Origin of the sequence: [Pseudomonas] carboxydohydrogena (genome assembly GCF_029030725.1) — a bacterium.
Taxonomy (GTDB): Bacteria; Pseudomonadota; Alphaproteobacteria; order Rhizobiales; family Xanthobacteraceae; genus Afipia; species Afipia carboxydohydrogena.
On sequence record NZ_CP113162.1, the window covers coordinates 1,423,444 to 1,444,989 of the forward strand.

The window sequence follows — 21,546 nt, forward strand, 5'->3', positions numbered from 1 at the left end:
AATGCTTTTGCTGGAGAATCCGGGTCAGATAGCCGTGCACCGCATTCGCCCTCGAAAACTCATGGCCACCTCTCACCCCCCAGAAGTAGCTTTGCGGCTCGCCTGAACGTGATTACCTTATTTCCATGACAACCGAAGTCGTTACACCCCGGGCAAAACAGGGCTTTCGGTTCCATCCGAAGTACCATCCCGTTGCGCGGGGCATCCTGATTGCGACGGCCATTCTGGCCGTGCTGGCGATGGCCGCTTACTTCGCGGCGGTGACGTGGGGCATCCGTCATCAGACGTTATCGCTCTACGACAGCGCCCGGCAGCGCCCCGTCGAGGTGGACATCGCGGTGCGGCGCGATGTCGAGATGCGGGCCAATGCCGGGATGATCACGATGCCGGTCGTCATCATCAATCACGGCAACACCGTGCGCTTCACGGAATATTCCTTCCTGACGAATTTTTTCGCCGGGCGCGGCTATCTCGCGATCTCGATCCAGCATGATCTTGCGAGCGATGCGCCGCTCGTCACCAGAAAGGGCGAACCGTATGTCGGCCGCGAGCCGGTCTATGCGCGCGGCATGGCCAACATCCTGTTTGCGATTCACGAGGTCGCCAAGCATGAGCCGCATGCCAACTACAAGCGCCTGACTCTGGTTGGCCATTCCAATGGCGGCGACATCGCGATGTACTTCGCCGAAAAGCATCCCGATATAGTCGCTGACGTCATCACGCTCGACAACCTGCGCGTACCGCTACAGGGCGCGTTCAGAATCCTGACGTTCCGCTCGAAAGACCCCGAATTCGTTCCCGACGCCGGCGTCGTGCCGCAAGGCGGCAAGGATGTGACGGTCGTCAACACCAAGTATCGCCACACCGACATGTCGGATCGTGGCCCCGACGGCATGAAACTCAGCATCGAGGACACGCTGTCGAAGTTCCTGAGCAAGGATAAGGACAGCGAGCTAGCGCCGGTCGATACCGACAAGATCGATGTGCCGCCGCCTCCCGGCGCGCAGGCGACGAAATCGGCGCAGTAATGATATAAAATGCCTCGCGTCCTTTTGCGCCGCTCGCGCGCCTGAAATTCAGCCGGATATTTGATGGTCAGCCTTATTGCCGGAATCGTCGTGCTCGCCCTGATCTATATGGGGCTCAACGTGATCCGTTCCGCCGATCCGAAACTGCTGGCGCGGCTGGTGCGGCGCATCGGCGGCGTGCTGGCGCTGGCGTTCGCCGCATGGATCGGCGCGCGGGGCGAACTGGTCGTCGCGATTCCGCTCGGCCTGTTCGGGCTGGGGTTGCTGGGCTACGCGCCGCTCGGCGCGGAGCTTGCCTCGAAGTTCGGCTGGGGCGGTCCGGCGGTCCGCTCAGACGGGCAGCAGTCCCAGATACGATCCCAGTTTATAGAGCTGACGCTCGACCGCCGTACCGGTGCGCTTGACGGGCGCGTGATTGCCGGCGCCGAAGCGGGGCGTATGCTCGGCGAATTCGCGCTCGCGGACCTGCTGCGGCTGGCGCGCGGGTTCGACGAACAGAGCCGGGCCCTTCTGGAAAGTTATCTTGACCGCCGGTTTGCCGGATGGCGTGAAGACGCGCATGACGCAGCGGCAGGAGGGGGTGCTCGCCAGCATCGCGGCATGGCGGCGAGCGGCAAAATGACGGCGGAGGAGGCCTATCAGATCCTTGGCCTGCAACGCGGGGCGGGGCGCGATGAAATCAGCCGCGCTCACCGAGGGCTGATGAAGAAACTGCATCCCGACCAGGGGGGGTCGACGTACCTCGCGGCCCGTGTCAACGAGGCCAAGGACACTCTTCTTCGCACGCATCAACGCTAACTCCACGCAACAAGACTCAAATCCTGTCGAGCGGCGCTGGTCGCGTCTCTGATGATGCCCCGCAAATGCCCGCCGTTGTCCGGCGCGGTCGTTATGCGGTTAAGGTTTTAGAGACCAAACCTTGAAAAAGGGTTGTCAGCCGGAAAATTAAGCGCGGCATTCGCGCGCACAAAAAAACGCCCGCGAAAACCGCGGGCGTTTTCCCTGAACGGGTCGAAACAATCAGTTGCGAATGGTCATGCAACTGATGTCGGAACGCTTGAGCACCTTGCAGGCGGCTTCGGCGGAATCCTGACTGAGACCGGCGAAGCGGGCACGGTAATAGGTCTTGCGTCCCTTCGAGAACACTTCGGTGAAGGGATCGGCGCGGCCGAGATAGCGGCCTGCGTTTTCACGCGCGGCATTGAGGCGCTGGCGGGCTTCCGACTCGGATTCAAGCGCGCCGACCTGAATGATCCATCCGCTGTGGGCCACGGGCTTGGTGCCGGTCGAAGGCGCGATGTCCTGCGACGGGGCGGCGGATGCGACGACTTGCGGGGCAGGTGCGCTGGCTTCCATCGCGCGGGCCTGCGCGCCGAGCGTCATCGGGGGCGGGCCGCGATTGGGATCGGCATAGGCCATGGTGGAGGAGGGCGAGGGCGCGGGCGTGCCGATCGAGGCTTCACCGAGGCCGGGGGTGTTGCGGGTAATCACGATCGGCAGCGGTGCTGGGAAAGCGGGATGGCCTGCGGATGCCGCGACAGATGCGGCGGGCGCGGCTTCAGGCGCTGCCTCGGCGACCGGCGCCGCATTCGCGGTTCTCGGCATCGCAGCCTTGATGGCGTTTTGGGCAATCGTCTTGGCCTGCGCCATGCGGACCTGAACCGTCTTGACGCGCACTGGTTTCATCGGCTCCGCCGAACCGGGAATGGCGGCGAGCTTTGAGGCGATCACGCCGCTGGTGAGAGGTGCGGGCTCAGGCTTCGCGGCCGGCTCCGGCGCACGCGGCGCGGGCGTGGGAATAGACTCCGGTGCGGCGGAAGCAACCTCGACGGGCGCGGGCGCCGGGCGGGACGGAGTCTTCGCGGCGGGCTCCTCGTCGCTGGCCGTGCGCGAGGGGTTGCGTTCGGTGATCGCGGCGACGGTGCGGCGCGTCGCGCCTTCGTCGAGATGCTCCGCGAGCAGCCTGCGCATGGTCGCATCGCGCGAGCCGCCGCTGCGGCCGCCGAGCACCACGCCGACGAGGTGGCGGTTGCCGCGACGGATGTTGGTGACGAGATTGAAGCCCGACGCGCGGACGTAGCCGGTCTTGATGCCGTCGACGCCATCCATCTGGCCGAGCAGGTGGTTATGGTTGCGGATCGGGCTGCCGCGCCAGGTGAAGACCGAAGTGGAGAAATAACGGTAGTAGGTCGGGAAGCGGTCCTGGATCGCGCGGCCGAGGGTGGCCTGATCGCGCGCGGTGGTGATCTGATCGTCGTCCGGCAGGCCCGATGCGTTGACGTAGGTGGTCTTGCTCATGCCGAGCGCGCGGGCCTTGCGCGTCATCATCTTGCAGAAATTTTCCTCGCTGCCGCCGATCGCCTCGGCCACCACCACGGCGGCGTCATTGGCCGAACGGGTGACGATGCCCTTGATGGCGTCCTCGACGCGAATGGTCTGGCCGGGGCGAAGGCCGAGCTTGGTCGGGGCCTGCACGGAGGCGTGGCGCGACACTTCAAGCTGGGAATCCAGCCGCAGCTTTCCGCTCTCGAGCTGTTCGAACAGCATGTAGAGCGTCATGATCTTGGTCAGCGACGCGGGATGGCGCAGCGCGTCGGCATTGGTGGATTGTAGCGTTCCGCCGGAATTGGCATCGACGACGATGGAAGCGAAAGGCGGGTTGTAGCTGGAATGCTTCACATGGACGCGATGGTGCCGGTGATGGCGCCGGCGCGCGTCGGCGTGATCCGTGAACATCAGCGTGAGGGAGACGGTGGCAAGGGCAAGCATGAGGTAGCGTGCTGTCCTGCCGGACGCGAAACTGACACCGAGCATGAACTTCCCCGTCCCGATTCCAGAGATCTCTTGACCTCGTTCTGAGGCCAAATTGCGCCGGCCGGGCTCTTGTCCGCCCTAGCCGGTAGTGGAACACCCTTTCTTTCCCAATGGAGCCGGACGTCGATTGCCCGGTTCCATAAGTAATTGAAGGGATGTTTATTTTCGGCTTCCCGGTTTTCCGCGAAACACAGGTAGATCAAAATACGGGTCGGCAGTTGCCAAAGGCTTAACGAAGCGTTTCCTCAATGAGCGGGATTTGAGGCGATTTTTGTTGTGCGTCGCACAAAATTATTGACATGCTTTGTGCAATGCGATATGCCGGTTTCGTGATCGGGACACCCGGCACCCATTATCATCCGTTCCGTCTTTTGAAAGGACGAACCATGTTCAAAGTGGAAGATTTCCAGCAGCAAAGCAAAGAGCAGCTCGACGCCGCGGTGGCCTCTGCTCGCAATGTTGCCAACGGCTTTCAGGCGATCGCCGTCGCGTTCGGCGACTACTCGAAGAAGTCGTATGAAGACACCAAGGGTTATGTCGAGAAGCTCTCGGGCGTGAAGTCGCTCGACAAGGCGCTCGAAGTTCAGAGTGAATACGCCAAGACCGCCTACGAGACGTTCGTGGCCGAAGCGCAGAAGATCGGCCAGCTCTATTCCGACCTCGCCAAGGAAACCTACAAGCCGTTCGAAGGTCTGGTTTCCAAGTACACGCAGCACTAAGCGCGACGCTCTATTGAATGAGAAAAGCCCGGCTGAAAAGCCGGGCTTTTTGTTTGCCGGGTGCCGCGATCGGCGTCCGCATTTGGCCCGCGCGGGCTTATTGCGAGATGCGCAGCTTGGCGATCGTTGCCAGAATGTTGTTGAAGGCATCCGCCGTCTGGGTCGACTGGGTGATCATCTGGAAGTATCCGGCGCCCGGGGTGGCGCAATCCTGGAGCACCTGCGAGGTCGGGTCCCTGCTGTTGATGTTGACCTGGATGGAGAAGACGGTGATCTGGTTGCCGCCGTTCTGGGCCGGGTCCTTGATGTTCTTGCACAGGGTCTCCTGCCGGGAATCGATGTCGGAGACCGTCTGGGTCCAGCGGTTCTGGGTGTTCAGACCGTCGGACAGCAGCACGATATAATCCTTGTAGACCCAGTTGGGGTCTTTTGCCGGCGCCTTGAATGGATCGTTTGCGGTATTCAGCGTTTGCCAGCCCCAGAACAGGCCGACGGCCTGGTCGGTGTTGCCGCTCGGAGTCATCGCGTTGATCTGAGACTTCAGATTGCTCCACTGATTGCTCATCGGCGTGATGGTGGCAGGCAGGCAGTCAGCCCACTGTTCGGGATAAGGCAATTTCGAAGGAGTGCCCGAACCTGACATCGCGTCATTGGTGGTGTCGAAATTCTGGTCGCGGTCGTTGACGCAGCCCTCCCAGCCGCCGTTCGATGCGGAATCGGAGGGATTTGTCGCCGCGTATTTCGTCAGGGACGAATCCGCGGCGGGAATGGCGTTCGGATCGGCGGGCACGTTGCGCCAGTCATGCCGGTATGCGGCCAGGGTGCAAACCTTGCTCGAGCCTGAACCCGTGCAGCTGCAACCGCTGGGCTTTCCGGTGCAAGTCGCGGATGATCCGGTCCACTTGAGCGTGACCGGCACGCTCGTGTAACAGCCATTGTAGTAGATGCGGTATTTGCCTGACAGCCTGTTGCCGCTGTCCATGCCAGGACAGATCATGCCGTTGTAATTGCCGGTCGACGGGATCTTGCTCGCGCTGTTGGCGCTGGACAGCGTCGCCGGCCTGTCGGTGCATGTGAAGCCGTGGGAACTGTTGGTAAAGGGGCAACTCGACTTGGGACCGGTCATGTCGATCCAGACGCCGGGCGTGGTAATGCCTGCCGAACTGGCGAGATTGTTGGGATAACCGTTCTGCCGCAGATAGGGCGGCTCAGCCATCCATTCGGTCCAGTTCAGCCAGGTCTGGCTCACGTTCGAGATGCCGACGTTCACGTCCTTGGCGAAGGGAACGATGGAAATATAGACGTCGCCCGTGTTGACGTTGAAGGCCGACAGTTTCGTGATCATGTCGGTGGCGGCGCTTTGCAGCGCAGACATCTTGCCGTTCTGGGCCATCGAGCCGGTGTTGTCGAGCACCAGCGCCACGCGCATCCGGGTGCTGCCCCATTTCGTGGTCGAGGATGTGGCGACCGGGAGCGTGCTGAAGTTGTTGCCGAGCACTCTCATGAAATAGGTCGGCATGGTGCCGTTGGCCGACAGCAGGATGGAGGCGCCGCTGCCGCTGTTTGGCGTGTAGGTCGCTGTGAAATTCTGGATCGGGGCCTCGGTGGCGGTGTAAAGCGCATCGACATATTGTCGCGCGCGGGTGGTGATCTGGCTCGCCGTCATTGTCGCGGCGTCCTTGGAGATCATCAGCGCGGCGCTGTCGAGCGCGCTCTGAAGCGCGGTGCGGTCGGAGACCGCGCGCGTGTAGTCCACCGCGGCGCCGACGAGCGCCACCAGCGGGATCGACACGATGGCGAAAATGATCGCGACGTTGCCGCGGGTGTCCGTCTGGAATCGCCGTACGAGGCGGGTGAGATGCGTAATCGACGGGAAGCTCATTGCTGCCACCAGACTGGTTGTATCTGGAACTTTGCTTAGAGCCGCCGGGTGAAGAGGTAGTAAAATGATGCGAGTAAACCCGAGGACATTCCTAAAATGCCGCCTTTTTGGTCCTCCGCGCGCCCTTATCCTCAATACAAGGTTGCCGCCGGGAGCCCGTTTTCGCGCAAGCCGTTAACGAAGTGGCAGGAGACGGAGCGGAGATCCCACCCGGCAGTACCTGGACCGCGCGAATTTCTCCAGCGTTCCGAGGGGTGTAGGGTTTTCCGGTCGGCTTGCGGTGCAGCCGGACCGGGGCCATATTGGAGGAACGCCAGCGCGCACCGGTCCGTGTCGCCGCAGGCCGGGGATGATCGAACGCAAAGCCATGTTGCAGAAGTTTTTGACCGCTACGACCCAAGAGACCGGGCATCGCTCGATCGCCGCCGTCATGTCCAAGGATGACGGCCGCCCCGAGGGGGGCGGACCAGGCACGTCCGTCATTACCAAGACCAAGCCGCGCACGAAGCGTCCGAGCCTTTATCGCGTCCTGATCCTGAACGACGACTACACCCCCATGGAGTTCGTCGTTCATGTTCTAGAGAGGTTCTTCCAGAAGGATGTTGAAGCCGCGACCAAGATCATGTTGCATGTTCATCATCACGGGATCGGCGAATGCGGAATTTTCACTTACGAAATCGCCGAAACCAAGGTGACGCAGGTGATGGATTTTGCGCGCAAGCACCAACATCCTTTGCAATGCGTGATGGAAAAGAAGTAGCCTGTCGGCGGGAGTCGATTTGCAAGATCTGATCGGCGGAATGTTTTATTGGGGAACTTGACTTCAAAGAGTAGCGTTCACTTGCGGATGCACTAGATTCACGATCGACAAGACGACCGGTCAAGAGAATGACGAACGACAGTCAAAGAAATAGCGACAGTCAAAGAAACGATGGCGGAAACGGCTGAGAGGAATATCCGAACGGCCAGAATGGCGGGGGCCACAAAGGAAGCGAATGCCGACTTTTTCTCAGAGCCTTGAACAATCCCTGCATCGCGCGCTCGCGATCGCAAACGAACGCCACCATCAATACGCGACGCTTGAACATCTTTTGCTATCGCTGATTGACGACACCGATGCGGCCGCCGTGATGCGCGCCTGTAGCGTCGATCTCGACAAGCTGCGCGGCAGCCTCGTCGGCTACCTCGAAACCGAATTCGAGAATCTGATCGGCGACGGCGCAGAGGATGCCAAGCCAACCGCCGGATTCCAGCGCGTCGTGCAGCGCGCGGTGATCCATGTCCAGTCGTCCGGCCGCGAGGAAGTGACCGGGGCCAACGTGCTGATCGCGATCTTCGCGGAGCGCGAAAGCCATGCCGCGTATTTCCTGCAAGAGCAGGACATGACGCGCTACGATGCGGTGAACTATATCAGCCATGGTATCGCCAAGCGCCCCGGCGTCTCGGAGGCGCGGCCCGTGCGCGGTGTCGATGACGACACCGACACCAAGGGCGGCGAGGATACCAAGAAGAAGGGCGAGGCGCTCGAGACCTATTGCGTCAACCTCAACAAGAAGGCCCGTGACGGCAAGATCGATCCGGTGATCGGCCGCAATGCCGAGATCAACCGCGCGATCCAGGTGTTGTGCCGCCGCCAGAAGAACAATCCGCTGTTCGTCGGTGAAGCCGGTGTCGGCAAGACCGCGATCGCGGAAGGTCTCGCCAAGCGCATCGTCGACAGCGATGTGCCGGAAGTGCTGTCGGCCGCCACCGTGTTCTCGCTCGACATGGGCACGCTGCTCGCGGGCACGCGCTATCGCGGCGACTTCGAGGAGCGGCTGAAGCAGGTCATCAAGGAACTGGAAGCGCATCCCAACGCGATCCTGTTCATCGACGAGATCCACACCGTGATCGGTGCCGGCGCGACATCGGGCGGGGCGATGGATGCCTCCAACCTCTTGAAGCCTGCTTTGGCCTCGGGCGGTATCCGCTGCATGGGCTCGACGACATATAAAGAGTATCGCCAGCACTTCGAGAAGGACCGCGCGCTGGTACGGCGCTTCCAGAAGATCGACGTCAACGAGCCGTCGGTGGACGATGCGATCAGCATCCTGAAGGGGCTGAAGCCTTACTTCGAGGACTACCACAAGCTGAAATACACCAACGACGCGATCGAGGCGGCGGTGAACCTCTCCGCGCGCTACATCCACGACCGTAAATTGCCCGACAAGGCAATCGACGTGATCGACGAATCCGGCGCGGCGCAGATGCTGGTGCCGGAAGGCAAGCGCAAGAAGACTATCGGCATCAAGGAAATCGAGACGACCATCGCGACGATGGCGCGGATTCCGCCGAAGAGCGTGTCGAAGGACGACGCCGAGGTGCTGAGGCATCTGGAGACGACGCTCAAGCGCACGGTGTTCGGACAGGACAAGGCGATCGAGGCTCTGGCCGCGTCGATCAAGCTCGCGCGCGCGGGCTTGCGCGAACCGGAGAAGCCGATCGGCTGCTACCTGTTCTCCGGCCCGACCGGTGTCGGCAAGACCGAGGTCGCCAAGCAACTGGCATCCTCGCTCGGCGTCGAACTGTTGCGCTTCGACATGTCGGAGTACATGGAGCGGCACACGGTGTCGCGCCTGATCGGCGCGCCTCCGGGCTATGTCGGCTTCGATCAGGGTGGCTTGCTCACCGATGGCGTCGATCAGCATCCGCATTGCGTGGTGCTGCTGGACGAGATCGAGAAGGCGCATCCCGACCTCTACAACGTGCTGTTGCAGATCATGGATCACGGCAAGCTCACCGACCATAACGGTAAATCGGTCAACTTCCGCAACATCATCCTGATCATGACGACCAACGCGGGCGCGGCCGACATGGCCAGGGCAGCGTTCGGCTTCACGCGCAGCAAGCGCGAGGGCGAGGACCACGAGGCGATCAACCGGCAGTTCGCGCCGGAATTCCGCAATCGTCTCGATGCCATCGTCTCCTTCGCGCACCTCGACGCCGATGTGATCGGCATGGTGGTCGAGAAGTTCGTGATGCAGCTCGAGGCGCAGCTCGGCGACCGCAACGTCACCATCGAGCTATCCGATCCGGCCAAGGCATGGCTGGTGAAGGAAGGCTACGACGAGCAGATGGGCGCGCGGCCGATGGCCCGCGTGATCCAGGAGTACATCAAGAAGCCGCTGGCGGACGAGGTTCTGTTCGGCAAGCTCAAGGGCGGCGGCCATGTCCGCGTCGTGCTGGTGCCGGGCGAGGCCGGAGCCGAGAAGATCGGTTTCGAGTTCGTCGAAGGCCCGGTCACGCCGAAGCCCGAAAAGCTGCCGGGCGCGCGCAAGCGCAAACCCAAGGCCACCAAGGAACCGGCCAAGGCGTAAGCGCCTCTCACAAGGATTGAAAAAGCCCGGCGCAAGATCGCCGGGCTTTTTTGTTGTTCAGAAATGCCGGAGCGCCCGCGCGATGGCGTCGAATTTTTCGACCAGCAAGCCGGAGACGGTTTTGGACAGGAAGATGGCTCCGGCCGCGACCATCACCGTGACGATGACATATTGCGAGAACGCGAAAGCAAGCAGCATGCGTACCGCGCCGCGCACCATGCTGGCGCGGCGGGAAGGGGCGGGCGGGCTGGCCGGAAAGGCAGGATCGTCGGCGGGAAGGGCAGGCGTGGTTTCCGTCTCGCCGGGTTGCTCGATGGCGGGAGCGGTCTCATCTTCCAGCAGAAGCTCGTCGTGCGGCTGGCCTTGTTCCATGGGTCTGCTTTAGGCGCGGGAGCGACGCGAGGCCATGCAGGATCGGGGTTAAGGTAAATGCGCCGGATCGCGAGACGAGGACTGGTCTGCTGGTTGTCCGGTGTCGTGTTCGCATCGCTGGCGGGTGTCGCGTTCGCCCAGCAGGAACGGGAGGCTCCCAACGCCACGCCAGCGAGCGAGGTGGCTGCATCGCCCGCAAAAATCACCGACACCGGCGAATCCATGTGCCTGATGATCGAATCCGCGGCGAAGGCGAACAACCTGCCGCTGGAATTTTTTGCCCGCGTGATATGGAAAGAGAGCCGCTTTCAACCGGACGCGGTCGGGCCGGTGACGCGCAACGGCCAGCGTGCGCAGGGCGTGGCGCAGTTCATGCCGGGCACCGCGAACGATCGGCGGCTGCTCGATCCGTTCGATCCGGTGCAGGCGCTCCCTAAAGCGGCGGAATTCCTGAGCGAGCTGCGTGGGCAGTTCGGCAATCTCGGGCTTGCCGCCGCTGCCTACAATGCCGGGCCGCGCCGCGTGCGGGAATGGCAGGCGGGCACGGGACCGATGCCCGAGGAAACCCGCAACTATGTCTATGCCATCACGGGCGCGAATGTGGAGGACTGGAACAAGGCGGAAGCGGGCAAGGATATTGCCGATCGCAACAAGCCGGAAGGTTGCCGCGAACTGATGGCGCTGCTGCGCCATGCACCGAATCCGTTCGTCTCGCATCTGGAGGAGCGCGTCCGCATCGGCGCGGCAAGTCCGTGGGGCGTGCAACTGGCCGCCGGGTTCTCGCGCGACAAGGCGCTGGCGATGTACGCACGCGCCATGGCGCGGGTGAGCGGGGTGATCGGCGATCATGATCCGAACCTGCTGCGCACCACGCTGCGCAGCCGTGGCACGCGCGCGTTCTATCAGGTGCGGATCGGCGCGGATACGCGGCAGGCGGCTGACGAGCTTTGCGCGAAAATCCACAGAGCGGGGCAGGCGTGTATGGTGTTGCGCAATTCCGGGAGAAGCTGAAGGCTTACGTTGTCTTGCGGAAGGGGCCTGCTTCCGTCAGTTCGCGGCTGGCGTGCTCGACATAATCGCGCTCATGCACGAGATAATCGCGCACCGCGCGGCGCAGGCTCGGGTCCGCGATGTAATGCGCCGAGCGAGTCAATTGAGGCAGGTAGCCGCGCGCGATCTTGTGTTCGCCCTGCGCGCCGGCCTCGACGGAGGTCAGCCCGTGGCGGATCGCATAGTCGATGGCCTGATAATAGCAGACCTCGAAATGCAGGAACGGGTGGTGTTCGATCGCGCCCCAGTGGCGGCCGTAGAGTGTATCGGAGCCCTTGAAATTGATCGCGCCCGCGATCCAGCGCCCCTCGCGCTTCGCCATGATGAGCACGATGTCGTCGGCCATCGTTTCCGCGATCTGCGTATAGAAGGCGCGGTTGAGATAAGGCCGTCCCCATTTGCGCGATCCCGTTTCCATGTAGAAGGCATAGAACGCATCCCATGCGTCTTCGGTGATCTCGGAGCCGGTAAGAACATGGATGCCGATGCCGTTGGCCAGCGCATCGCGCCGCTCGCGCCTGATCGCCTTGCGGTGGCGCGAGGCGAGCGTCGCGAGAAAATCGTCGAAGCTCGCGTAGTTCTCGTTTCTCCAGTGATATTGCTGGTCGGTGCGTTGCAGGAAGCCGTGCTGCGCAAGGAGCTTCCATTCATCCTCGGGAGCGAAGGTGACATGCACCGATGAGACGCCCAACTGGCCGCACAGCCCGATCATCCCGGCGATCAGCGCCTCGCGTGTGCCTTCCTGATCGGCGTCGGCACGGACCAGCAGGCGAGGGCCGGTGACCGGCGTGAACGGCACCGAGACTTGCAGTTTCGGGTAATAGGCGCCGCCCGCGCGCATGAAAGCGTCCGCCCAGTTATGGTCGAACACGTATTCGCCTTGCGAGTGGTTCTTCAGATAGCAGGGTACGATGCCGAGGATGCGCTCATGGCTGCGCGCGATCAGATGCCGCGCGAGCCAGCCGGTGCGCGCGGTCGCGGAGCCGGACTCTTCCAGAGCCGCGAAGAATGCATAGGAGAGAAACGGGTTAGTGGCGCTGCCTTCGGGGTGGGCGCAGGCATCCCAGTCCTGCGCCGCGATCTGGCGCACGGACGAGACGGCTTCGAGCGTGATGTCGGTGGGTGTCGTCAAATGCAGGCAATCCCGCCAGCGTGCGGTTATCTCACGCCATAGATCGTGATTTTCCGAACCATCTTCAAGGGTGTTTTGGCTGGGGCACGAAACCCTCGAAAATCATCTGATCGGCATAACGCGCGGCGCGGGCGCGCTGCTCCGGCGTGCGTACCGTCCATGTCAGCAGCGCGCAGCCGAAGATATGCTGAGCGATCCACGGCGCGGGCGCGGGCAGTTCGTTGATCCAGTAGGCGATGAAATGCGGGCGGGTGCGGAAGGCGTGGCGCAGGTGAAGCATGCCGCGCACCTGTTCCGGCGGCAGCGCCTGCCATTCGTCCTCGCGGTAGTATCGCTCGGCAACAACGCCGCGCGGCACATCGGGGACATGATCGCGGATCGCCAGCACCTGATCGGGGTCGAACGACATCAGCGCCAGCGGGCCTTTATAGGCGCGCACGACTTCCGCGATGCGCCGGATCAGGCGGCGGTCGCCATCGAACCGGCTCTTGATCTCGACCACCAGCGGCACGCGGCCGTTCGTCATGTCGCACAAGTCGCCGAGCGTCAGCATGCGGTCGGAGGTCGCCTTGTAGCGCACGGTTTTCAGCTCAGTGGCGTTCAAGGTACGGATGTCGTCGCCGCGCTCGGTGAGGCGCGCCAGCGTGTCGTCGTGAAACACCATCGCCTCATTGTCGGCCGACAATTGCAGGTCGGTTTCGATGGCGAAGCCGCCCGCGATGGCGGCGGCGAAAGCGGAAGGCGTGCTTTCGACGATGCCATGGGCAGCGTCGTGCAGCCCGCGATGCGCGACCGGCGCGGCCGTCAGCCAGTCCGGCGCGCGGGAGGGCATTACATCACCTCGAACTGGCCTTCGACCTCGACGGCGGCATCCGCGGGCAGGGCGGCGACGCCGACGGTCGAGCGGGCGTGACGGCCCTTGTCGCCGAATACCTCCACCATCAGGTCGGAGGCGCCGTTCATCACTTTCGGGCCGTCGAGGAAATCGGGCGCGGAATTGATGAAGCCGCCGAGCCGGATCACCCGTACCACGCGGTCGAGGTCGCCGAGGGCGGCTTTCACCTGAATGAGCAGGTTGACGGCGCAGCCGCGCGCGGCCGCCTGGCCTTGCTCGATGCTGACGCCTGCGCCGAGTTTGCCCTTGGCGATCAACTGCCGGTCGGCATTGTTGCAGACCTGACCGGAGACGGTGAGGATATTGCCGGTGCGCACGAACGGCACGTAATTGGCGATGGGTGACAGGGGCTCATGCAGCGTGATCCCAAGCTCCGCCAGCCGCCGTTCGATATCGCCTGCCATTCCAGTCTCCCTGCCTTGGCTATTCTGATGCGAGTTATGCCCAAGTTGCGGCATAATCCCAGCGCCAATATGCTCCGATTCCCAGTGTTCGGGACACCAGATTGGCAAGGAGAGAACATGGTCTCGATGCGGGCGTTTTTGCGGATTTTCGGCGTGCTCGGCACCGTCGCGGCGTCAGGTGCGCTCGCGCAGGCGCAGCCCTCCGCCGGGGTGCCGTTCATGGCGCATGAGGCGGTCTACGACCTGAGCCTCGCCAAGGCGCGGGGCAATGCGGCTGTCAATTCCGCGAACGGGCGCATCGTCTACAAGTTTGGCGGCAATGCCTGCGAAGGCTATTCGACCGATTTCCGGCAGGTGTCGCGGATCGACTCCGGCGAGGACAAGACCACGACCAGCGATCTGCGTTCGACCAACTGGGAGGACGCCAAGGGTACGAGCTATCGCTTCAAGGTCGCGAGCCAGACCAACGACGCCGATCCCTCCTATGTGGACGGCACGGCGGAGCGCGGGCCGGACGGCACCATCACCGTGAAGCTGAAACAGCCGCAAGCCAAAACCTTCACGCTCGACAAGGAGATCGTGTTTCCGACCGAACAGACCCGACGCATTATCGAGGCGGCGAAGGAGGGCAAGCGCCTTCTTGAGCTTGGCGTCTATGACGGCTCGGACAACGGCGAGAAGGTCTACAATACGTTCGTGGTGATCGGGCAGCCGATCGCGGGCGGCCGTGCTCCCGCGTCTCCCGACGTCGCAAGCCAGAGCGATCAGTTGAAGGCGCAGACCCGCTGGCCCGTGACGGTGAGCTATTACGACCGCGGCGCGCAGCCGGACAAGGGCGAGCAGACGCCGCTCTATACGATGTCGTTCGAATTGTACGAGGACGGCGTCTCGCGCGCACTGGTGCTCGATTACAACGACTTCGTCATCAACGGCACGATGGACAGGTTCCAGGTCGGCGACAACAAGCCGTGCAAGTAACGCGCAGTCAGGTGTCCTTCCGCCGCAACGAAGCAGGGCTCGCGGGTTTGGCCGTGTAGGCGATGCCGCGCACCACGGCATTGTCGCCGAAACGCTTGCGGACCTCGTCCATGGCGCGTTCGGCGTGCGCCGCGCGGCGGTTGAGCATGTCCTCGTCGTCGCTGCCGTTCGAAGGCTGTAGCGCGCTGACGCCGACTCCGATCAGCCGGAATGCCGTGCCATCGGTTTCGCGCGCCAGCATGTCGCGGGCGATGGCGAAGATGCGGTTGGCGAGCTGGGTCGGGGCAATGATCGATTGCGAGCGGGTGCGCTGGCGGAAATCGGCGGCTTTCAGCTTCAGCGTTACGGTCGATCCCGCGAGTTCGCCGGTCTTGAGGCGGCGCGAGACGGTTTCGCTCAGATCCCACAGGATGCGCTCCAGCGCATTATAGTCGCGCAGATCGTTCTCGAATGTGGTTTCGCTCGAAATCACCTTCGCCCCGCGATCGGGCACCACCTTGCGCTCGTCGATACCCTGCGCGAGACGCCATAATCTGCGGCCTTCCGCGCCGAAGGTGCGCATCAGGTCGGTCTCGTCGGCGCGCTGCAATTCCCCGATCAGACGAAAACCATGGTCGCGCAGTCTTTCCTGCATCGCGGGGCCGACGCCGTAAATGAAACCGACCGGCTTCTCTGCCATCAGCGTCTGTGCGTCCTGCCGGTCGAGCACCGCGAAGCCGCGCGGCTTGTCGAGATCGGAGGCGATCTTGGCGAGAAACTTGTTGACGGACAGGCCCACGGACACGGTGATGCCGATGTCGCGCTCGACCTCGCGGGCGAAGCGCGCGAGCACCTTTGCTGCGATCATGCCGTGCAGGCGCTCGGTGCCGGAGAGATCGAGGAAGGCTTCATCGATCGACAGCGGCTCGACCAGCGGCGTCAGCGCGTGCATCGCCTGTCGCACCTCGCGGCCGACCTGAACGTAGCGCGCCATGTCCGGGCGGATGACGACGGCTTCCGGGCACAGGTCGAGCGCCTTGTACATCGGCATCGCCGAACGCACGCCATAGGTACGCGCGATATAGCAGGCGGCGGCTACCACGCCGCGCTTGCCGCCGCCGATGATGACCGGCCTGTCGGCGATCTCGGGCCGGTCGCGTTTGGTGACGGTCGCGTAGAAGGCGTCGCAGTCGATGTGGGCGAGGGTCAGGTGGGGGAGCGCCCGGTGCCGCAGAAGGCGCGGCGAGCCGCAGGCGGCGCAGCGCAGGGCCTGCGGGGCCGCGTCGGTCAGGCAGTCCCGGCAGAAGCCGGGAGCAGGGCTGTGGGACTCATCCATGGGATGCGGTCACTGTCTGCCGTCAATTGTGTCAGCCGTGCGTCGCCCCGCCCAGCGCATCGCGCGCGGCGGCAATGGTGGGCGGGGGAAATTGCGAAAAGTCCGAAAATGCCTTCACGGTGTCGTCATCCCGCACGATGAAATCCAGCACCCCGGCCAGGAAACGGGGGTCGGAAGCGGAGGCGCGCAGGGTCTGTGGTCCGATACCGCTCTCGGACAGGAATTGCCCCAATCTCTCAGGCTCGCCGGCCAGAAAAGCGAGCGCGCGAATCGCCACGATTTCAGCCACTTCGGCAGGGCTCCGGTCCGGTTTTCCGGCCATTCTCATTTGCCTTTCCGTAACTTATCAGCACTATTTTGAGCCATCATGCCCGAGTCATTCCGGCGTGGCGACGCCTAATCGCAGGCTCGCGGCGGAACTGACATCGACCGAATTGGAGAAACGGGTGACCAAGACCGTCCTGATCGTGGAGGACAACGAGCTGAACATGAAGCTCTTCCGCGATCTGCTGGAAGCCCATGGGTATCAGACGGTCGGCACCAGCAATGGCCGCGAGGCCCTCAAGCTAGCGCGCGAACATCGCCCCGACCTCATCCTGATGGATATTCAACTGCCCGAAGTCTCGGGTCTCGAAGTCACGCGCTGGATCAAGGACGACGCTGAATTGCGGGCGACGCCTGTGGTCGCGGTGACTGCTTTCGCCATGAAGGGCGACGAGGAACGCATCCGCGAGGGCGGCTGCGAAGCGTATTTGTCCAAGCCGATCTCGGTCGGGAAATTTATTGAAACGGTCCGGCGTTTCGTCGGCTAAGGGGTTTTGGAATGTCCGCGCGGGTTCTGGTCGTTGATGACGTTCCGGCAAACGTCAAGCTGCTGGAGGCACGGCTCTCGGCGGAATATTTCGATGTGATCACCGCCAATTGCGGCACGCAGGCGCTGGAGATCTGCCAGCGCGCCGAATGCGATATCGTGCTGCTCGACGTGATGATGCCCGACATCGACGGTTTCGAGGTGTGCCGCCGTTTGAAGTCCGATCCGCGCACGCACTTCATCCCTGTGGTGATGGTGACGGCGCTCGACAGCCCGTCGGATCGGGTGCGCGGCCTCGATGCGGGCGCCGACGATTTTCTCACCAAGCCGGTCTCGGACATCGTGCTGATTGCCCGCGTGCGCTCGCTGACGCGGCTGAAGATGATGACCGACGAGATGCGCATGCGCGCCATCACATCGCATGAGATCGGCATTCAGGCGCCCGAGCGGGAGGCTATTGCCGATACCGGCAAGGGCGGAAAAATTCTTCTGGTGGACGACCGTCCGTCGTCCTACGAGCGGCTCGCGCCGGTGCTGGCCGAGGAACATACGGTCGATGTCGAACCTAATCCCTCGGAAGCCCTGTTTCACGCGGCCGAGAACAATTACGATCTGCTGATCGTCTCGCTCAATCTCGAAAACTACGATGGGCTGCGGCTATGCAGCCAGGTTCGCTCGCTGGAGCGCACGCGCAGCGTGCCGTTGCTGGCGCTCTCCGAGGCCGACGACAACACGCAGTTGCTGCGCGGGCTGGAGATCGGGGTGAACGATTATCTGCTGCGGCCGGTGGACAAGAACGAATTGCTGGCGCGGGCGCGTACCCAGATCCGCCGCCGCCGCTATACGCATTATCTGCGCGACAGCGTGCAGAACTCGCTCGAAATGGCGATCACCGATCCGCTCACCGGTCTGCACAACCGCCGCTATCTGGAAAGCCATGTCGGCACCCTCGGGGAGCAGGCGGCTGCGCGCGGCAAGCCGCTGGCGCTGATGATTCTCGATATCGACTTCTTCAAGTCGATCAACGACACCTACGGCCACGACGCAGGCGACGACGTGCTGCGCGAGTTCGCGACCCGCATCCGCAAGTCGATCCGGGGCATCGATCTGGCCGCGCGTTACGGCGGCGAGGAATTCGTCATCGTGATGCCGGAGACCGATCTGCATGTCGCGGGTATCATCGCCGAGCGGCTGCGGCGCTCGATCGCGAACGAGCCGTTTTCCATCGAGAAGGGGACGAAGCGCATCGAGGTCACGATCTCGGTCGGCATCTCGATGCTGGAAAAGAAGAACGAGCCGGTCGCCGATGTGCTCAAGCGCGCCGATCAGGCGCTTTATCGCGCCAAGCATGACGGCCGCAACCGCGTCGTCGTCGCGGACGCTGCCTAGAAGAGCTTGCAGCCGAACGGGCCGCGCTGGCGATCAGCCGTCCCGGCGGTTATGATCGCGCCATGACCGTGACGGACATCGCATCGCGAACCTACAACCACGGCTGGCGGCTCGATCCGATCGTGCGCAGCCTGCTCGATACCGATTTCTACAAATTCCTGATGTTGCAGATGATCCGGAAATTGCATCCGGACGAGCAGGTCACATTCTCGCTGATCAACCGGACCCGGCGCGTGCGGCTTGGCGAGATCATCGACGAGAAGGAATTGCGTGCCCAGCTCGACCACGCGCGAAGCGTGCGGTTTTCGAAGAAGGAGCTGATCTGGCTCGCCGGCAATACCTTCTACGGCAAGACCCAGATGTTCGCGCCGGATTTCATCGACTGGCTTTCGGCCTTCCAGCTTCCGGATTACGAGTTGCGCAAGGCGGACGGACAGTACGAGCTGCACTTCCACGGACCATGGACCCACACCACGATGTGGGAAATTCCAGCGCTCGCCATCATCAACGAACTGCGCTCGCGTCAGGCGATGAAGGGGCAGGGCCGTTTCGCGCTCGATGTGCTGTATGCGCGCGCCAAGGCCAGGCTGTGGACCAAGGTGGAGCGGCTGAAGACGCTCGAAGGGTTGCGCCTGTCCGATTTCGGCACAAGGCGCCGCCACAGTTTTCTGTGGCAGCGCTGGTGCGTGGAGGCGCTCAAGGAAGGGCTCGGCTCCGCCTTCACCGGCACCTCCAACGTGCTCTTGGCGATGGACAACGATCTCGAAGCCATCGGCACCAATGCCCACGAACTGCCGATGGTCGCGGCCGCTCTTGCCGCCAGCGACGAGGAACTGCGCCGGGCACCGTATCTCGTCCTCGATCAATGGCGGCACACCTATGACGGCAATCTTCTGATCGCGCTGCCCGACACGTTCGGCACCACGGCGTTCCTGCGCGATGCGCCGGACTGGGTCGCCGAGTGGACCGGCTTCCGGCCCGACAGCGCGCCGCCGATTCCGGCGGGCGAGGACATCATCAGGTGGTGGAAGGAAAAGGGCCGCGATCCGCGCGAGAAGCTTCTGATCTTCTCCGATGGCATGGATGTCGATTCGATCGAACAGACGCACCGGCATTTTGCCGGACGCGTGCGCACGAGCTTTGGCTGGGGCACCAATCTCACCAACGATTTCGTCGGCTGCTCGCCCGATGGCACCGCCGATCTCGATCCGATCTCGCTGGTCTGCAAGGTGACGTCGGTCAACGGCCGTCCGGCTGTGAAACTGTCGGACAATCCGGAAAAGGCGACCGGCGCTCCGGACGAGATCGCGCGCTATCTGCACGTGTTCGGCGAGGCCGGTCGCGTGCGCACCGCGGTGCGTGTGTAGAGATCAACAAAAAACGGAGCCGTAAGGCTCCGTCATTTCGTCCGGCGCTTTGCGAGATCAGTTTTACTTGATCTTGGCTTCGCGGAATTCGACGTGCTTCTTCGCGACCGGATCGTACTTCTTCTTGACGAGCTTGTCGGTCATCGTGCGCGAGTTCTTCTTGGCGACGTAATAGAAGCCGGTGTCCGCGCTGGAGACGAGCTTGACCTTGATCGTGACCGCTTTGGCCATGTTCGAAAACCTCGATGCCTTGAATCTGATGTCTGGAATCTGAAGCGGGCCGGACGAGGCCGACCCGCGTTTGGCCGCAAACTAGCCCCGAATGCCCCAAAGTCAAGGATTTCGGCCAGATCCAGAGGCTATTTTCGCAGTTTCAGCGGGAAATATCCCGCTTTTCCGGGGATTTAGCCGCTTTGGCTAGAACCCGGCGGGGGTGAATTCGAGGTCGAGTTCCCGCCATTCCTTGTACTTGTCGGCGGGCAGCATCGAATAGGGCTGGCAGGCTTCAAGGGCGGCAATCGCGGCCTTCAGGATCAGTGGACCTTTCGGCGTTGCTTTCGCCGCCATCAGTGCCGGCGCTCTGGCGAGCTTGCCGTCGCGCTTGAGCGCCACCCGCAGCACGATGCGGGCGTCATCTGTCGATGCGACGCCCGCCGGCAGTTTCAGGCATGATTTCAGATGTGAGCGAAAGGCGGAGACGACATCAGCCTTCAGGTCGGCGGCGACTTGATCGGGAGTGAAGCCACCGAGGCCGGACATGAACGGATCGCCGTACTGGCTCATCACGTCGGGCTGCACGGTCGGCGCGCCGGTGATGGCCGTCTGCGGGAGGGCAGGCGGTTCCGGCGGAGGCGTCTGCGGCTCAGCGGCGGGCTTGGTTTCCTCGGGCACAGGCGTTAGCGCCTTGTCGTCGATCTTTGGGTCTCCAGCCTTTTGTTCTTCAGCCTTGGGCTCGTCCGCTTTCGGCTCATCCTGTTTGGCATCATCGCCCCTGGCCGTATCGAGACTCGGCAATGAGAGATCGCCGGATTTTTCGGCGGGCGCATCCTTCGCCGGGACAAGCTCGACATTGATGGCGGGCGGCGGCGGATCGTAGAGCTTGACGCCGGAGCCGAAGATCACCCAGCCCAGCAGCGCGACATGCGCCAGAATGGAGACAGCGCCACCGGTACGCCGCAGCCATTCCGTCTCCATGATGTTACGCCACGCCCATGCCATGCGGCGGACAACCTACCGTTGGTCCGCGCGGCCCGCCATGGCTTTCGCGGGCGTCTTCTTGCCGCCTATAGCGTGTTGCGCAGCCGCGCGCCGTTGCGGAAACGAAAGAATGGTACCTCGGCATGATGGGTCAGCGGGCCCATCGCGAGGCGGGCGCTGAGTTCATCCATGATGCTCTGTGTCATGGAGTGAACGTCTGCGAGCGGGGCCGCGCCAAGTTCGATCCATTTGAGTTCGACCAGTTCCGCATCGGCATGGACGACACCGCTGACGGTGTGGGCGATGGCGGAAATGTCAGCGGTAAAGAAGCGCGTGTCGAACCGGCGGACCAGTCCGGGCGGGGTGATGGCGCGTGCGATCAGATAGAGTTGCGAGGGGTCTGGCAGCAGGCCCGTCTTAGCGAATGGCGTCCATTCTCCCCTGAGGGCCGCCTTTTGCGCGGGTGTGAGGGGAGCGGACGGCTTGCTGCCGAGGCACAGGCCGGTTTCCTCGCAAGCCTCGCGGATGGCCGCGGCGACCAGCGCATGGGCGCGGGCCGGCGTCGTTCTGGGATTGCCCGCGAGCAGTTTCGTTTCGAGTCCTTCGGGAATCCCGGCCGCGAGCGGAATACGATAATCCGTCGCATCGACGCTGCCGCCGGGAAACACCAGCTTGTTCGGCATGAAGACGAGATCGGCGCGCCGCCGCCCGAGCAGGACTTTCGGAACGGGCCCGTGGCGATCGACCAGAATGAGCGTCGCGGAATCGCGCGGCCTTCGATAGGAATGCCGGGCCTCGTCCGCGGTATGTGCCGGTCGCGAGTTCATCCGGAACGCG

Annotated in this window: 21 protein-coding genes; 10 read left to right on the forward strand and 11 right to left on the reverse strand. The window is 63.0% G+C overall.

What is annotated here, in order from left to right:
• Nucleotides 1–125 precede the first annotated feature (125 nt).
• Nucleotides 126–1,028, forward strand: coding sequence for an alpha/beta hydrolase (locus AFIC_RS07060; protein WP_275248416.1), 903 nt, complete (start codon nucleotides 126–128; stop codon nucleotides 1,026–1,028).
• A 63-nt stretch (nucleotides 1,029–1,091) separates the two neighbouring features.
• Nucleotides 1,092–1,826, forward strand: a complete 735-nt coding sequence (locus AFIC_RS07065) for a DnaJ domain-containing protein (protein WP_275248417.1) — start codon at nucleotides 1,092–1,094, stop codon at nucleotides 1,824–1,826.
• Nucleotides 1,827–2,048: 222 nt separating this feature from the next.
• Here the strand turns inward: AFIC_RS07065 and AFIC_RS07070 are convergent, their stop codons facing one another.
• Nucleotides 2,049–3,842 carry a serine hydrolase gene (locus AFIC_RS07070; protein WP_275248418.1) on the reverse strand — a complete coding sequence of 598 codons (1,794 nt, stop codon included), beginning with the start codon at nucleotides 3,840–3,842 and terminating at the stop codon, nucleotides 2,049–2,051.
• A gap of 386 nt (nucleotides 3,843–4,228) precedes the next feature.
• On the opposite strand from AFIC_RS07070, the gene AFIC_RS07075 reads away from it, so the two are divergent.
• Nucleotides 4,229–4,561 carry a phasin family protein gene (locus AFIC_RS07075; protein WP_275248419.1) on the forward strand — a complete coding sequence of 111 codons (333 nt, stop codon included), beginning with the start codon at nucleotides 4,229–4,231 and terminating at the stop codon, nucleotides 4,559–4,561.
• Nucleotides 4,562–4,658: 97 nt separating this feature from the next.
• On the opposite strand, the gene AFIC_RS07080 is transcribed toward AFIC_RS07075, so the two are convergent.
• Nucleotides 4,659–6,443 (reverse strand): TadE/TadG family type IV pilus assembly protein, encoded by a 1,785-nt coding sequence (locus tag AFIC_RS07080; protein ID WP_275248420.1) that lies wholly within the window; start codon nucleotides 6,441–6,443, stop codon nucleotides 4,659–4,661.
• A 430-nt stretch (nucleotides 6,444–6,873) separates the two neighbouring features.
• On the opposite strand from AFIC_RS07080, the gene clpS reads away from it, so the two are divergent.
• A complete protein-coding gene (clpS, locus tag AFIC_RS07085; protein WP_275248662.1) occupies nucleotides 6,874–7,203 on the forward strand; it encodes an ATP-dependent Clp protease adapter ClpS in 330 nt (109 codons plus the stop codon).
• Between the two features lie 235 nt (nucleotides 7,204–7,438).
• The gene (clpA, locus tag AFIC_RS07090; protein ID WP_275248421.1) at nucleotides 7,439–9,799 is read left to right on the forward strand and encodes an ATP-dependent Clp protease ATP-binding subunit ClpA; all 2,361 of its coding nucleotides are present in this window, start codon (nucleotides 7,439–7,441) and stop codon (nucleotides 9,797–9,799) included.
• 57 nt (nucleotides 9,800–9,856) lie between these two features.
• Here the strand turns inward: clpA and AFIC_RS07095 are convergent, their stop codons facing one another.
• Nucleotides 9,857–10,171, reverse strand: coding sequence for a hypothetical protein (locus tag AFIC_RS07095; protein WP_275248422.1), 315 nt, complete (start codon nucleotides 10,169–10,171; stop codon nucleotides 9,857–9,859).
• Nucleotides 10,172–10,228: 57 nt separating this feature from the next.
• Here AFIC_RS07095 and AFIC_RS07100 point away from each other — a divergent pair, with 57 nt between their 5' ends.
• Complete coding sequence (locus AFIC_RS07100) at nucleotides 10,229–11,182, forward strand: lytic transglycosylase domain-containing protein (protein ID WP_275248423.1); 954 nt, start codon at nucleotides 10,229–10,231, stop codon at nucleotides 11,180–11,182.
• Between the two features lie 4 nt (nucleotides 11,183–11,186).
• Here AFIC_RS07100 and AFIC_RS07105 read toward each other — a convergent pair whose 3' ends face one another.
• The 3 genes from AFIC_RS07105 to AFIC_RS07115 all read right to left on the reverse strand — a co-directional run bounded on the left by AFIC_RS07105 (nucleotide 11,187) and on the right by AFIC_RS07115 (nucleotide 13,652).
• Nucleotides 11,187–12,353, reverse strand: coding sequence for a GNAT family N-acetyltransferase (locus AFIC_RS07105; protein WP_275248425.1), 1,167 nt, complete (start codon nucleotides 12,351–12,353; stop codon nucleotides 11,187–11,189).
• Nucleotides 12,354–12,417: 64 nt separating this feature from the next.
• Entirely contained in the window at nucleotides 12,418–13,185 is a 768-nt protein-coding gene (locus tag AFIC_RS07110; protein ID WP_275248426.1) for a glycerophosphodiester phosphodiesterase family protein, read from the reverse strand.
• Entirely contained in the window at nucleotides 13,185–13,652 is a 468-nt protein-coding gene (locus AFIC_RS07115; protein WP_275248427.1) for a RidA family protein, read from the reverse strand. Before AFIC_RS07115 ends, AFIC_RS07110 begins: the two co-directional genes overlap by 1 nt.
• Nucleotides 13,653–13,769: 117 nt before the next feature.
• Between AFIC_RS07115 and AFIC_RS07120 the strand changes: the two genes are divergently transcribed.
• Nucleotides 13,770–14,630, forward strand: a complete 861-nt coding sequence (locus AFIC_RS07120; protein ID WP_275248428.1) for a cell envelope integrity EipB family protein — start codon at nucleotides 13,770–13,772, stop codon at nucleotides 14,628–14,630.
• Between the two features lie 7 nt (nucleotides 14,631–14,637).
• On the opposite strand, the gene AFIC_RS07125 is transcribed toward AFIC_RS07120, so the two are convergent.
• The gene (locus AFIC_RS07125; protein WP_275248429.1) at nucleotides 14,638–15,945 is read right to left on the reverse strand and encodes a DNA polymerase IV; all 1,308 of its coding nucleotides are present in this window, start codon (nucleotides 15,943–15,945) and stop codon (nucleotides 14,638–14,640) included.
• Nucleotides 15,946–15,976: 31 nt separating this feature from the next.
• Complete coding sequence (locus AFIC_RS07130) at nucleotides 15,977–16,267, reverse strand: DUF3572 domain-containing protein (RefSeq protein WP_275248430.1); 291 nt, start codon at nucleotides 16,265–16,267, stop codon at nucleotides 15,977–15,979.
• 124 nt (nucleotides 16,268–16,391) lie between these two features.
• Here AFIC_RS07130 and AFIC_RS07135 point away from each other — a divergent pair, with 124 nt between their 5' ends.
• The 3 genes from AFIC_RS07135 to pncB all read left to right on the forward strand — a co-directional run bounded on the left by AFIC_RS07135 (nucleotide 16,392) and on the right by pncB (nucleotide 19,512).
• Entirely contained in the window at nucleotides 16,392–16,757 is a 366-nt protein-coding gene (locus tag AFIC_RS07135; protein ID WP_275248431.1) for a response regulator, read from the forward strand.
• Between the two features lie 11 nt (nucleotides 16,758–16,768).
• Nucleotides 16,769–18,145, forward strand: coding sequence for a PleD family two-component system response regulator (locus AFIC_RS07140; protein WP_275248432.1), 1,377 nt, complete (start codon nucleotides 16,769–16,771; stop codon nucleotides 18,143–18,145).
• 62 nt (nucleotides 18,146–18,207) lie between these two features.
• Nucleotides 18,208–19,512 carry a nicotinate phosphoribosyltransferase gene (gene pncB / locus AFIC_RS07145; protein ID WP_275248433.1) on the forward strand — a complete coding sequence of 435 codons (1,305 nt, stop codon included), beginning with the start codon at nucleotides 18,208–18,210 and terminating at the stop codon, nucleotides 19,510–19,512.
• A 63-nt stretch (nucleotides 19,513–19,575) separates the two neighbouring features.
• Here the strand turns inward: pncB and rpmG are convergent, their stop codons facing one another.
• From rpmG to AFIC_RS07160, 3 genes are all read right to left on the reverse strand, one after another.
• Nucleotides 19,576–19,743: a 50S ribosomal protein L33 gene (gene rpmG, locus AFIC_RS07150; protein ID WP_002712167.1), complete on the reverse strand. Its 168-nt coding sequence runs from the start codon at nucleotides 19,741–19,743 to the stop codon at nucleotides 19,576–19,578.
• 186 nt (nucleotides 19,744–19,929) lie between these two features.
• Nucleotides 19,930–20,730 carry a hypothetical protein gene (locus AFIC_RS07155; RefSeq protein WP_275248434.1) on the reverse strand — a complete coding sequence of 267 codons (801 nt, stop codon included), beginning with the start codon at nucleotides 20,728–20,730 and terminating at the stop codon, nucleotides 19,930–19,932.
• Between the two features lie 65 nt (nucleotides 20,731–20,795).
• Nucleotides 20,796–21,536, reverse strand: a complete 741-nt coding sequence (locus tag AFIC_RS07160; RefSeq protein WP_275248435.1) for an NUDIX hydrolase — start codon at nucleotides 21,534–21,536, stop codon at nucleotides 20,796–20,798.
• Nucleotides 21,537–21,546 lie beyond the last annotated feature (10 nt).